Annotated in this window: 11 protein-coding genes and 2 tRNA genes; 4 read left to right on the top strand and 9 right to left on the bottom strand. The window is 42.0% G+C overall.

What is annotated here, in order from left to right; translation table 11 throughout:
• Positions 1-100: 100 nt before the first annotated feature.
• A complete protein-coding gene (locus tag AC0VYT_RS00370) occupies positions 101-751 on the top strand; it encodes a DedA family protein (RefSeq protein WP_005023700.1) in 651 nt (216 codons plus the stop codon).
• Positions 752-1146: 395 nt separating this feature from the next.
• Here AC0VYT_RS00370 and AC0VYT_RS00365 read toward each other — a convergent pair whose 3' ends face one another.
• From AC0VYT_RS00365 to AC0VYT_RS00355, 3 genes are all read right to left on the bottom strand, one after another.
• On the bottom strand, positions 1147-1539 hold the full coding sequence (locus AC0VYT_RS00365; protein WP_005023701.1) for a hypothetical protein: 393 nt from the start codon (positions 1537-1539) through the stop codon (positions 1147-1149).
• 201 nt (positions 1540-1740) lie between these two features.
• A complete protein-coding gene (locus tag AC0VYT_RS00360) occupies positions 1741-2130 on the bottom strand; it encodes a SirB2 family protein (protein WP_005017360.1) in 390 nt (129 codons plus the stop codon).
• 18 nt (positions 2131-2148) lie between these two features.
• The gene (locus AC0VYT_RS00355) at positions 2149-2457 is read right to left on the bottom strand and encodes a BolA family protein (protein WP_005017362.1); all 309 of its coding nucleotides are present in this window, start codon (positions 2455-2457) and stop codon (positions 2149-2151) included.
• Positions 2458-2728: 271 nt separating this feature from the next.
• Here AC0VYT_RS00355 and AC0VYT_RS00350 point away from each other — a divergent pair.
• The 3 genes from AC0VYT_RS00350 to AC0VYT_RS00340 all read left to right on the top strand — a co-directional run bounded on the left by AC0VYT_RS00350 (position 2729) and on the right by AC0VYT_RS00340 (position 4782).
• Positions 2729-2804 (top strand) — tRNA-Gly (locus tag AC0VYT_RS00350).
• Positions 2805-2843: 39 nt separating this feature from the next.
• Positions 2844-2919: transfer RNA gene (locus AC0VYT_RS00345), tRNA-Gly, on the top strand.
• A gap of 489 nt (positions 2920-3408) precedes the next feature.
• Positions 3409-4782: a phosphohexomutase domain-containing protein gene (locus AC0VYT_RS00340; protein WP_005017365.1), complete on the top strand. Its 1374-nt coding sequence runs from the start codon at positions 3409-3411 to the stop codon at positions 4780-4782.
• Between the two features lie 45 nt (positions 4783-4827).
• Here AC0VYT_RS00340 and galE read toward each other — a convergent pair whose 3' ends face one another.
• From galE to AC0VYT_RS00310, 6 genes are all read right to left on the bottom strand, one after another.
• The gene (galE, locus tag AC0VYT_RS00335; protein WP_005404730.1) at positions 4828-5847 is read right to left on the bottom strand and encodes a UDP-glucose 4-epimerase GalE; all 1020 of its coding nucleotides are present in this window, start codon (positions 5845-5847) and stop codon (positions 4828-4830) included.
• Complete coding sequence (gene pgi, locus AC0VYT_RS00330; RefSeq protein ID WP_005404729.1) at positions 5840-7516, bottom strand: glucose-6-phosphate isomerase; 1677 nt, start codon at positions 7514-7516, stop codon at positions 5840-5842. Before pgi ends, galE begins: the two co-directional genes overlap by 8 nt.
• Entirely contained in the window at positions 7513-8778 is a 1266-nt protein-coding gene (locus AC0VYT_RS00325; protein WP_005017373.1) for a UDP binding domain-containing protein, read from the bottom strand. The genes pgi and AC0VYT_RS00325 overlap by 4 nt, the downstream gene beginning before the upstream one ends.
• Positions 8779-8791: 13 nt before the next feature.
• Entirely contained in the window at positions 8792-9670 is an 879-nt protein-coding gene (gene galU, locus AC0VYT_RS00320; RefSeq protein ID WP_005404728.1) for a UTP--glucose-1-phosphate uridylyltransferase GalU, read from the bottom strand.
• A gap of 14 nt (positions 9671-9684) precedes the next feature.
• The gene (locus AC0VYT_RS00315; protein ID WP_005404727.1) at positions 9685-11559 is read right to left on the bottom strand and encodes a polysaccharide biosynthesis protein; all 1875 of its coding nucleotides are present in this window, start codon (positions 11557-11559) and stop codon (positions 9685-9687) included.
• A gap of 160 nt (positions 11560-11719) precedes the next feature.
• Positions 11720-12895, bottom strand: coding sequence for a DegT/DnrJ/EryC1/StrS family aminotransferase (locus AC0VYT_RS00310; RefSeq protein ID WP_005404726.1), 1176 nt, complete (start codon positions 12893-12895; stop codon positions 11720-11722).
• Between the last annotated feature and the right edge of the window lie 8 nt (positions 12896-12903).

Here is a 12903-nt window from a genome sequence, read left to right as displayed (position 1 = left end):
TTTTGAACTCCCTATATAAATGTATTTTTTTATATTTTGCTGCTGACTTTCAGCATAGGCACTGCTAGGATTTGGTCACCCCGTATGCTTGTTTTTTCCCATGGAACTCCTCGATTTTATCTTACACGTTGACCAGCATTTACTCGAATTTGTCCGCGATTATGGCATATGGATTTATGCAATTTTATTCCTGATTATTTTTGTCGAAACAGGTCTGGTCGTCATGCCCTTCCTACCCGGAGATAGCCTATTATTTGCAGCCGGTGCAATTGCTGCTTCTACCGGCATGATGGATCCATGGGTGCTGGGTATCTTGTTATTTATTGCTGCTGTACTGGGCGATACACTTAATTATCATATTGGTCGGTTGGTGGGCCCCAAAGTCTTTGAAATCAACTCACGTTTTATCAATAAAGAACATCTGTTTAAAACCCAGCGTTTCTTTGAGCGGCATGGCGGTAAAACTGTAATCTTTGCGCGTTTTATTCCTTTTGCCCGGACTTTTGCACCCTTTGTAGCAGGGGCCGGTAGCATGAACTATAAATATTTTCTAAGTTATAATATTGTTGGGGCCTTTTGCTGGGTTGGATCTTTTATTGCACTAGGTTATCTGTTCGGTAACATGCCTATTGTTAAAGATAATTTTACCCATCTGATTTTCGGTATTATTATTTTAAGTATTCTGCCTGGTATTATTGGTTTTATCCGGCAAAAAATTATAAATAAACGAACAGTGGCTGAAAAAAGTTAAGTGCTATTACAACTTTTCTATCATCATTTATACCGTATAAATATAGCCGATTTTTTAAAATGATCGGCTATATTAGTTTCAAGAACACATCTGCTTTAATTCAGAAAGTTAACATTAACAAGGTATTCAAAAAAAATTATAACGGCTCTATAGTATAATATCCGCCATACATCTTTAGAAGATAGACAACTCTATAACAAGAACCTGAGCTGGATAAATATATCTAAATTATGACCGATCATAATACTGAGGATCTATCGCTTTCTGCTTCAAAATAGCGAGACCCTAAATTTGATATATAGCCGATAATTTATAACAGCCATAGAGGCACAGTCAGTTATAACCTTTTTCTCCAATACCCATACTCAAAAGTAGAGTTATATAAATATTTTAGCTTAAGTGGTAGCACGTTTAACCAGCCGGATCGGACAGTTTTTAAACTGGGCAGCTTGTGCAATAGCTTCTTGTTCACCCAAAAGACGCGCGGTTTCAGTCCGCTTTGTATTTGAGGACTGCCCCATATTTACCGAAACAGATGGCCCGATTCCCCAGCCGCCACGGCTGCCCCAACCACCTCCAATTCCTACACCTAAACCTACACCTGTACGTGTAGCAGGTGTTACGCCCTGATCGAGATATTGTTGAATACGGTTATATTCACTCTGCAATTGCTGGCAGTTTAATGCCTGATATTGAGTGGGAGAAACATAGCTGGGTTTTACAGGGGTTGCACAGGCACTTAATAACAAAGCCGATACAGCAGCCACAGATAAATAGATTCTTTTCATTGAGAATTCCGGACGCAAAGCTTGTCTCTTTATTAAACAATCTGTCTACCAACCAGGTCAAATCATATTCAGTAAGAAATTCGTGATGAGATGGGATGGCATATATACGTGCTGATTTAATTACAAAGAAAAGCTCTGAAATGAACTCCTTTAACCAGTCTATAAATTAACCACACCGCTACTCAAGCTGTATATGGCGTGCTAAAAGTTTGGCTTAATGGTCACGAGTAAAATAATGGCAATAAAAGCAAATAAACCAATGGCCAAACCGGCTCGACGCTGTACTAATAACATAGAATCATCCTTGCGAAAAGCCTTCATGAGCGAAGAAAACAGAACGATAAACAGAATAATCTTGGCATAAAACCAAGGCTGTACCATAAACTGATTCATCACTAATAAAATAATACCTGTTAAAATGATCAGGCTAAAGGATAAGTGCTGTAGTGCGACCAGTATCTTACGTCCGATGGGGTTTGGCTGGTTGCCCTGTGTTCCGATAAATAGGGTCAGGCCACGCAGCACAAAAACGATCAGAGCTAGTGTGGCACTGCTCATATGTATAATTTTTAAGAATAGATGAGTATCCATGTATAATTCATACTCTTGTTAAACTTTAGGTGCATGGGCGCATTCAGGACTTGCAGGTGCAATTCCCGGCCATTCAGTCGGTAAATAAGCATGAATAGCCAAGGCATGGATATTGCCAGGACTCATCAAATCTGCTGTCAGAGCATAAATTTTCTGATGACGCTGTACCAATCGCAGGCCAATAAAAGACTCACTGACAATAATAACTTTAAAGTGTGTTTCTTTACCCGGGAAATAACCGCCATGACTTGAAGATTCATTAACTACCTCAAGATGAGTAGGTGACAAAGTCTGTAATCGTTCAATCAGTTGCTGTTCTAGGCTCATAACTAGTCCTCTGAGTGATTATTGGAGTGGAATTGAAGTATACGTGTTCCTCAGCCAGCTTACCTTAGTAAAATCTTTATGTTTTACATCTTTTTATAGTTATACCTCGATATAAAACCAACTACCTTGTGCTGAATGACAAGGCAAACAGGCTAAAAGATGATAAAAGTTGAATTTAAATAGCTTAAAATGATTTTATTTTATGCAATCAGTTCAATATTCTGTAGAAAAATGTTGACCGGTATCTTCCATAATGTATTATAAGCGGCACGCGGGAATAGCTCAGTTGGTAGAGCACAACCTTGCCAAGGTTGGGGTCGCGAGTTCGAGTCTCGTTTCCCGCTCCAGATTTTTTAGTTCAAGTTTTTATAAAAACTGCTCAATATGCGGGAATAGCTCAGTTGGTAGAGCACAACCTTGCCAAGGTTGGGGTCGCGAGTTCGAGTCTCGTTTCCCGCTCCAGATTCTAAAAAGCCTCAAGTTGAACTTGGGGCTTTTTTAATGCTAATCGAATATATTGTTTTTGAGTTAAAATCAAAAAGCTAAAGCAAAATTTATAAGTTTAAAAATAAGCTATCCTTAAAATCGTATTGTTAATAAAGTCATATATTTGTGGGTATAGAATCATACCAGTCATAAGAACATTTTAGCCAAGGAAGCCGTGCTACTGGTAAAATGAGTAATGTTCACTGGCCCTATAATAAATATATAAAGACTTACCGGATAATAAGAATATAGCTGCAGCAGGTTAACCTATCCGAATTATGGATAAGTAAGATCTTTAATTTTTATATAATGCTTTTTTTATTTAACTGCTAAAGACAGGTTATATATTCAAGTTTAATTTACTTTTATGTTCTTTATTTTTTGTAAGCGTAAGTGATTGATACTTAGAATAACTTTTCGAAGGTCTATAATAAGATCCATCTTTATAAAAATTGATCATCACTCATGACTGTACTTACCTGCTTTAAAGCTTATGACATCCGTGGCAAGCTCGGAACAGAGCTGAATGAAGAGATTGCTTATAAAATTGGCCGTGCCTATGGACAGATTTATCAGCCTCAGACTGTGGTGGTGGGGTGTGATATTCGTCTTAGCAGTGAGTCTCTAAAACAGGCCACTATTCGCGGCTTAAATGATGCCGGCGTTAATGTACTGGATCTGGGTATGACTGGAACCGAAGAAGTTTACTTTGGGGCTTTTCATCTAAATGTACAAGGTGGAATCGAGATTACTGCCAGTCATAATCCGATGGATTATAACGGTATGAAACTGGTCCGTGAAAATGCACGCCCCATCAGTGCAGATACGGGTTTAAAAGATATTCAGGCTTTAGCTGAGAGTGAAAACTTTACACAGATACAAAAACCAGGAACTACCCAGTCTTATAATATTCTGCCAGAGTTTGTTGAACACCTGATGAATTATATCGAACCTGGCAAGATTCGCCTGCTTAAACTGGTCGTTAATGCCGGAAATGGTGCGGCCGGACATGTAATTGATGCTATTGAGACTAAATTCCGGACCTTAGATATACCGGTAGAGTTTATTAAAATTCATCATGAGGCCAATGGGCATTTTCCGAATGGTATTCCCAATCCGATTCTGGTTGAAAACCGTGATGTTACCCGCCAAGCGGTACTGCAACATCAGGCAGACCTAGGTATTGCTTGGGATGGCGACTTTGACCGCTGCTTCCTGTTTGATGAAAAAGGGCAGTTTATTGAAGGATATTATATTGTCGGATTGCTGGCACAGGCATTTTTGATTAAACAGTCGGGTGAAAAAATTGTGCATGATCCGCGTCTGGTATGGAATACCCTAGATATTGTCGAGCAGTACCATGGTGTTGCAGTCCAGTCCAAGTCAGGTCATGCTTTTATTAAAGATGTTATGCGGGAACACAATGCTGTGTATGGCGGCGAAATGAGTGCTCACCATTATTTTCGTGATTTTGCCTACTGTGATAGTGGAATGATTCCATGGTTACTCATTATTGCCCTGCTGTCAGAAACCGGCCAAACACTATCGAGCCTGGTTGAGCGTATGATTGAAAAATTCCCTTGTAGTGGTGAGATCAATTTTAAGGTTGAAGATACTCAAAAGACAATTGAGAATATCTTGGCACATTATCAATCACAACAACCGCAAATTGATAAGACTGACGGGATCAGCCTGAACTTTGGAGAATGGCGTTTCAATGTTCGTGCTTCAAATACTGAACCTTTGCTACGCCTGAATATTGAAATCCAGGCTGAACGGACTGCGCGACCGATGCTGCACTATATTGATGAACTGACCGCACTTATTCAGGGAAGTTAATATAAAAAATTATAAAAAACGGAGTATTGACTCCGTTTTTTCTTTTCAGGAATGATAACCTTGCGGATTTTGCTGCTGCCATTTCCAGCTATCTTTTAACATATCTTCCAAGGTATATCGTGGCTGCCAGCCCAATTCAGCCATTGCACGCGAATTATCTGCAAAGGATATTGCAACATCACCTGTACGGCGAGGAACAAACTCAAATGGAATCTTGACTTGATTCACTGCTTCAAATGCATTTTTTACCTGTAATACCGAAGATCCTTGACCAGTACCGATATTCCAGGCACGACATCCCTGTGAATTTAAACGGTTATTTAAGGCACATAAATGGGCATTTGCCAAGTCAACCACATGTATATAATCACGGATACCCGTTCCATCTACCGTGTCATAATCACTTCCATAGATTGACAATTTTTCACGGCGACCCACTGCTACCTGGGTAATATACGGCATTAAATTGTTTGGAATACCTTGTGGATCCTCACCAATCTGACCACTTTGATGGGCCCCAACCGGGTTAAAATATCTTAATAACGCAATAGACCACCGCTCATCCGCTATAGAAAGTTTCTCTAAGATCTGCTCAACCATTAGCTTGGTGTAGCCATAGTTATTGCTTGGCATACCTGTTGGCATTTCTTCTTTTAAAGGAGAGATATTGGCTTCGTCATAGACTGTAGCAGACGAGCTAAATACCAGCCGATATACCTGAGCTTTCTGCATCGCCTGAACCAGAGCTATACTGCCTGCAATATTGTTATCAAAATACACCAGCGGCACCTGCTGGCTTTCCCCAACTGCTTTCAGCCCAGCAAAATGAATAACGGCATCAATTTTATATTCATCAAATATCTGGTCAAGCACCTGATGGTCTCGTATGTCACCCTGAATAAAAACCAGTGACTTTTGTGTGAGCTGTTGTACTCGATGCAAAGCCTCTTCTGAACTGTTACTTAAATTATCAAGCACAATTACTTCATGTCCGGCTTGGAGTAACTCTACACAGGTATGCGAGCCAATATAGCCGGCTCCACCTGTGACTAAAACTTTAGCCATAATATTGACCTAATAACACTTTAATTAAACCTTGGGTAGAAGCATCCAGCTGAGAAATATTTTCCTGCTGACGATTCAGTATGGGGAGCAGTTCATTCGCAATCTGCTTACCCTTTTCCACTCCCCATTGATCGAATGGGTTAATATTCCAGATAACTGACTGTACAAAAACTTTATGTTCATAAAGTGCGATCAGCATTCCCAGACTAAATGGATTAAGTTCTTGTAACAGCAGGGTACTGCTTGGCTGATTACCTTCATACTGCTTATAGATCGGCAATTGTGCGGACTCTTCCTGATTCAGGGCTGCATTGCCAAATGCCAGTAAACGCGACTGCGCCAGACAGTTAGACAGAGCGAGGTGATGCTGTTCTACCAAGGCTTCAGCATTCTGGATATAGGTAAACTGATTAGCATTATAACGCTTGACTGGAGCAATAAAATCACAACTTACCGCTTGTGTTCCCTGATGCAGCAACTGGTAAAACGCATGTTGTGCATTTGGGCCTACCTCACCCCAGATAATAGGACAGGTATTATAATTTACCCGTTCGCTATTGCGCTGTACAGATTTGCCATTTGACTCCATTTCCAGCTGCTGCAAATAAGAGGCAAAATATTTCAGGCGGCCATCGTAAGGCAAAATGGCATGGGTCTGTATTTCCAGAAAATTACTGTTCCATACCCCGAGTAAAGCCATCAGTACGGGGATGTTTTTATGTAATGGAGCTTCCTGAAAATGCCGGTCTACTGTGTAAGCACCGCCCAAAAATTGTTTGAAGCCTTCAATTCCAATGGTTAGGGCAATCGGTAGACCAATACAGGACCAGAGTGAATAGCGTCCACCGACCCATTCCCATAACAGTAACTGGTTTTCAGGCACGATCCCCCATTCTGTCATTTTTTCAGGCTTGGTAGAGACTCCAATAAAATGACTTTTTAAAATATGGGGATGCTGGCCGAGTTCTTTTTCTAGCCATTGCCGTGCAGTCTGGGCATTTGACAGGGTATCGATGGTACTAAAAGATTTTGATGAAATAATAAAGAGGGTGGTTTCAGGACGTAACTGATGCAGCAGATCTGATAGCTGACTACCATCAATTGTGGAAACAAAGTGGACCCCCAGAGATCTGCGGCTCTGAACCTTGAAATCACCTAATGCATAAGTGGTCATCAGAGGACCAAGATCTGATCCACCTACTCCAATATTTACAACATCCCGTATTACTTCACCAGTCGCGCCGCGGAACTGTCCAGCATGGATTTTCTCGACCAACCCATACATACGTTGTAACTGTTCATGGACCTGTGCTGCCAGATCAGCATGTTTTACTTCATTTTCAGGCAACCGCAAGGCCCAGTGCATAGCTGCACGCTGCTCGGTGTAATTAATTTCCTGCTCAGAAAATAATGCATGAATCCATTCTGGTAACTTCTGCTGTTCAGCCAATGCTACCAGCTGTCCTATGACATCCTGATTTACCCGATGCTTGCTATAATCAAAGGTCAACTGTTCAATATGAATAGAATAATCATTGAAGCGGTCTGGTTCATTCTTAAATAGATCATTTAAATGCTGGGCTTTGAGTGCCTCAGCCAACTGTTCCAGCTTCTGATAGGCCGGCATATTTTTGGGAAACTCTGATGTCTGTTGTATATTCTGGTTCATATGCGCCCCACTCCTTCATAGGCAAAACCTTGGGCTCTGACATAAGCTGGGTCATAAATATTACGGCCATCCAGAATCATAGGATGTGCCATTAACTGTTTTAAACGGGAATAGTCTGGACTCCAGTAGGCTTTCCACGCTGTCATCAGACATAGGGCGTGAGCATCCTGTACTGCTTCATAAGGATTACGGCAGAGAATCAGGTCTTCACGCTTACCATAATAGTTTTCCAGATCTGGTAGAGCAGCCGGGTCATGCAGTTTTACAGTGACCTGCTGCGCCCATAAGGCTTCCAGCATGGTATGCACTGGAGAATTAATGGTACTGCTGGTATTTTCCTTAAAAGCCGCACCCCAGATTGCAACCGTTTTACCTTGCAAGTCACAGCAGTAATAATTCCATAATTTACGGAAAAGTATTTCCTTCTGCTGCTCGTTAATCTCCCAGACCTGCTGTAAAAGGCGACTGTTGGTACCACTACTCGACATAGTTTCTGACAGGGTCAGAATATCCCTGGAGAAATTATCGCCCCCGAATCCGACTCCCGGTTGTAAATAGCTTGAACCAATCCGGCTGTCAGCACCTAGGCCCAAACGTACATTTTCAATATCAATATGCAATTTTTCTGCGACCTGGGCCAAGTCATTCATATAGCTGATGCGGGTGGCGAGCATGCCAGAAATACTCAGCTTGGTAAATTCTGCATCCAGTATGGGCATGAACAGATACTGCTGGCTCAACGGAAAAAATGGTCTCAGCAGCTCACGGGTCTGGGTTTGGGCAAAATCATAATATTTTTCATCAATACCAATTACGACTTCACGTGAGTGAGTAAAACTCTCGGCCGACTTGCCCTCCTGAATCATGTCAGGCAAGTAAACCCAGGCATCTTTAGCCAGAATTTTCTGTAGTGAAGCTGTACCCTTCAAACCAAAAGTAGAACCATTGATCATTAATTTCGGGTGGATAATGGGTTGACGGCTTAAATGCTGGACAATATCTAAGGCTTCCTGAAAACAGGAGGGATTAAAACCAAAAAAATAGACATCAATATCTTCTTTTAAACTGCTTAAACTGGTCTCTTTTAAATTCCCCAAGTGTTTTTGCCGGCTCAGAAGCTCAAGTAGCTGGGTATCTAGGGTAAGACCTGGTGCACAGGTTTCTTCGAGTCCCTGACACCAGTAGACCTGGTGGCCTGTCTCTGCCCATAAAGCACTCATTACCGCGGCTTGTAAGGTTGCGCCAAATACCGCAATTTTCATAGTGCCTCCTGCTTTAAAAATTAAGTTCCTGAATTAATGCCTTAAAGTCTGTACCCAGCTGCGGATGATTAACCCCATAATGTAACACTGCCTTGAGGTAACCCAACTTGCTACCACAATCAAAAGTCTGTCCCTGCATCCGGTAAGCTTCTACTGCCTGTTTCTGCTGTAGAAGCGCAATCGCATCCGTTAACTGAATTTCATTACCGGCACCCTTGGGCGTCTGCTCAAGCAGCTGCATAATCTCTGCCGGTAAAATATAGCGGCCAATCACGGATAGATTAGAGGGCGCTGTACCAACTGCAGGTTTTTCAACAATTCCCTGCATGGCTATACTTTGCCCTGCTTCAGGTAGAAGAGAGACCTCAACAATACCGTACTGATCCACCAGCTCATCCGGTACGGCCTCTACCATGATCTGGGCAGCCTGTGCAGTCTCATAACGCTGCATCATTTGTGCCAGATCATTTATACCTTTCTCATTTTTCACCAGAACATCAGGTAACAGAACAGCAAAAGGTTCATTCCCTACTACTGCTTTGGCACAGAGCACAGCATGACCCAGCCCGAGTGGCTGTGGCTGGCGTACACTAATAACACTAATATGAGAAGGAATAATTTCAGTAATTTCTTTTAGCAGGTCAAACTTCTTTTTTTGTTCTAACGTGGTTTCGAGCTCAAAATTACGGTCAAAGTAATTTTCAATAGCTCCCTTAGACGCATGGGTTACCAGAATAATTTCTTCAATTCCAGCCTCTACTGCTTCACGTACCACATATTCAATCGCCGGGCGGTCAACAACAGTTACCATTTCTTTAGGAATAGACTTACTGGCGGGTAAAAAGCGGGTTCCCAGTCCCGCTACCGGAAGAATCGCTTTTTTAATCTGCATATTATTTCCAAAGTTTAGTTTACTGAAACAAGTCCACTGCGTTTATAACCATCAACATAATATTCAAGCTGGCCAAGTGCCCAGTCAATATCAGTCTGAATAGCTGTCATGTTATTAATACGTTCAAATACAGGTAACAGCTCGCTAAAGGTATAGTGTTTTTCAAATGACCTTAAAATACGGCTATGTTCTGTAATTTGTGTATTGTCATGATCAATCAGCAATTCTTCATATAATTTTTCACCTGGGCGCAGACCACTATAGCGAATCTCTATATCGCCTTCGGTTGTATCTTGTTCACGAACTGTTAAACCACTTAAAGATACCATCTGCCGTGCCAGATCCTGGATCCGTACCGGCTCCCCCATATCAAGTAAAAATACATCGCCACCTGTACCGAGTGCCCCGGCCTGAATTACCAGCTGTGAAGCCTCAGGAATAGTCATAAAATAACGGGTAACCTCAGGATGGGTCACAGTAATCGGACCACCTTTAGCAATCTGCTGTTTAAACAGAGGTACTACTGAACCAGATGAGCCCAATACATTACCGAAGCGCACGATACTGATCTGGGTCTGGGTCTGTTCTTCTGCCATTGCCTGACAGTATAGCTCTGCCATGCGCTTGGATGCCCCCATTACATTTGTCGGGCGGACTGCCTTGTCGGTTGAGATCAGTACAAAGGTTTCTACAGCCTTTTTAATGGCAGCATTCAGACTATTGGCCGTACCAATCGCATTATTTTTAAGACCGGCAATCGGGTTACATTCGACCAGTGGCACATGTTTATAGGCTGCAGCATGGTAAACCGTCTGTACTGCGTACTGTTCAATTACCCGTTCCAATTTCTGCTGGTCGAGCACGGTCCCTAGAATTGGAATAATCTCGCATTGGGTCGCCAGTCGCAGTTCTTTATCAATACTGTACAGGGCAAACTCGGTTAATTCATAAATTACCAGACGTAAAGGCTGGTTTTTAATAATCTGGCGGCATAATTCCGAGCCGATTGACCCACCTGCCCCAGTCACCATAACTACCTTATTATGAATGTTTTTAGCCAGAAGGTGATCAATTGGCGGCACAGGATCGCGGCCAAGCAGGTCAATAATATCTACTTCACGGATATCGGCGATTTTAATATCACCATCTACCAGCTTAGTCAGGCCTGGAAGCTCGGTAATTTTAAGCCGTGCCGGTTCCAGCTGTTTAATAATTTCGCTTTTACGGACCCGGCTAGCCGAAGGAATAGCAATTAAAATCTCTTCTATATGATATTTTTTAAGAAGCTCAAGTGCCTTTTGAATAGAATAGACACACAGGCCTCCAACAATATGACCCTGCAAGTTTGCTTTATCATCTATAAAAAATACAGGTAAGTGTTCATCTGAACGAAATAATGCTGCGGCAATCTGCTGGCCGGCATAACCAGCTCCATAAATCGCAATACGTTTACGTCCCAAACCAGATTGTAAAGCACCTTTAATGACAAAACGGATGATTGCCCGGCTAAACCATACCCAGCCAAACATCATAAAGCCGAACATAAAAGGAATAGACATCGGGATAAAAGCAGGAGAAAAATAGGCCAAGGCATAAAGTGTGCCAATCATTAACAGCATGGCAAGTGCCAGCTTGACCATAAAAAATTCATTGAAGGTACGTACAATAAAACGGTAAATACCGCAGATTGCCAGACAGATGACTCCAATAATGCTTACCAAGAAAGCGCCATGATCTAGGCCAGGTACTACCTCAACACTCAAGTCAAATTGGCGAATGGCATAACAGAGCCACAGGAGTACCGGAAAGACAATTAGATCCAGTAAGACTAGAAAACCCTGTTTAATAAGTCGGGGAGCTGATGCAAGTTTAAAAATAAGTTGTTTCACGATGATCTTCTAGTATGAATTATTTCATCAAATGCAAATCTTTATACGCCTTTGCTTTTGATAAATAAATATTTTTTACCCGAGTACTACAATAAACATGAAATATGAAAACAAAAAAGAGCCAACATGTGCGTTAATTTTATATTAGCTTCAACAACGATCAGGTATTCATCATTTTTATGACTTTTTGAATCACTTCAACTGTTTTAACTAAATTTTCAGTGCTTAAAGTCGGATGCACTAAAAACATTAAGCTGGTCTCGCCCAACTGCTTTGCTTGTGGAAGACGCTCAGCCGGTCGCCATGGTGTATGATCAAATGCATGTTCAAGATACACTTCTGAGCATGAACCACTAAAACACGGAACGCCCAGGGTATTAATTTCCTGCATGATCCGGTTACGGTCCCAGCCTTTTGGCAGGTTTTCTGGCTTCACCTGTACATAGCATTTATAGTAAGCATGTACAAACTCAGGTGGTAGATTCGGTACAGAAAAATACTGACTTTGTGCACAGGTATCTAGAATTTTTTGAGCATGTTCAGTTCGCTTCCTGGTCCATTCTGGCATTCTTTTTAACTGGATCCGGCCAATGACTGCCTGCATTTCCATCATGCGCCAGTTAGTTCCAAATGAATCATGTACCCAGCGAAAGCCTGGTGGATGCTGCTTGTGATAAATACTGTCAAAGTTCTTGCCATGATCTTTATAAGACCACATTTTTTTCCACAGCGCTTCATCATTGGTAGTGACCATACCGCCTTCACCCCCTGTGGACATAATTTTATCCTGACAGAATGACCATGCCGCAATATGACCGATGGAACCGGCTGGCCGGCCTTTATACTGTGCACCATGTGCCTGCGCACAGTCTTCAATTACATATAGTCCTTTATCAGCAGCCAGTTGCATGATAGGGTCCATATCACACATCCAGCCCGCCAGATGCACACAGATAATTGCTTTGGTATCTGGTGTTAAAACAGCTTCAATCGTAGCACGGGAAATATTTTGTGAATCCAGCTCGACATCGGCAAAAACAGGATTAGCACCGGCTGTGACAATTGAACTGGCAGAGGCCAGAAAAGTGCGTGAGGTGACAATCACATCATCCCCCGGTCCGATACCTAAAGCTTTTAATGCCAGATCAAGTGCGACCGTACCATTGGCGAGTGCAATTGCATATTTGGTGCCGGTATAGTGTGCAAATTCTTTTTCAAATTCCCGGCATTCCTGGCCTGTCCAGTAATTGACTTTATTGGAGAGCAAAACTTGAGAGACGGCACTGGCTTCTTCTTGAGTAAAGCTTGGCCATGGTTCAAATGCAGTATTTAGCATGGTACGAC

Source organism: Acinetobacter sp. QJM3NY_42 (genome assembly GCF_056173745.1).
The sequence above is the reverse complement of the archived record's forward strand: the minus strand, read 5'-3'. Positions and strand labels throughout refer to the sequence as shown.